Consider the following 846-nt stretch of genomic DNA (forward strand, 5'->3'; position numbering starts at 1 on the left):
ACCACGCTGACCATCGCCATCGGCGATTCAACCCCGACCGACGCCATTCCGGCTGCCGGCGGCGCCACCACCACCGTCTATGAAGCCAGCCTGCCGGCACGCGCCGGCGAACCGGCCGGCTCCAACGAGCCTGCAACCACCGAGACCACTTCGGGCACCATCGGCTTCACCTCGCCCGACGGCCTGACCACCGTCTCGCTGGGTGGCCATGTGCTGACCGGCTCGGCCCAGACTTTTGCCGACGGCACCACAGGATCGCTGACGGCCAGCTATGTCTACAATGCAACCACCGGCATCGGCACCATCAGCTACGCCTATACGCTGATCGACAACACGCTGACCGATCCGTCGAGCACCAGCTTCGCGGTCGTCGTCACCGACGCCGACGGCGACAGCGCTCCAGCCGGCAATCTCGTCATCACCATCGTCGACGACGTGCCGACCGCACACGCCGATACCGACAGTGTTGCGTCCAACCAGTTCACCGCCGAGACCGGCAATGTGCTGAGCGCGGTTGGCACCACCTCGCCGGTCACCGGCATCGACGTCAAGGGCGCCGATGGCGCTGCCGTGGTCGGCGTTGCCGCCGGCAACACCAATCTCGATGTCGACAATGCCGCAACGCTCGGCACCCAGGTCCAGGGCAGCTACGGCAAGCTGACGCTCAACGCCGACGGCTCCTACTCCTATGTTCGCGATGCCGGCACGCAGGGCGGCGTCAGCGATGTCTTCACCTACACCATCAAGGACGGCGACGGCGACACCTCGCACACCACGCTGACCATCGCCATCGGCGATTCAACCCCGACCGACGCCATTCCGGCTGCCGGCGGCGCCACCACCACC

1 protein-coding gene is annotated in these 846 nt (G+C 66.8%); it reads left to right on the forward strand.

What is annotated here, in order from left to right; all coding sequences use genetic code 11:
* Positions 1-846 (forward strand): VCBS domain-containing protein (locus X760_RS0140745; RefSeq protein ID WP_031195593.1); only part of this gene is annotated, 846 nt, incomplete at both ends.

This window comes from Mesorhizobium sp. LSHC420B00 (assembly GCF_000503055.1).
Classification (GTDB): domain Bacteria; phylum Pseudomonadota; class Alphaproteobacteria; order Rhizobiales; family Rhizobiaceae; genus Mesorhizobium.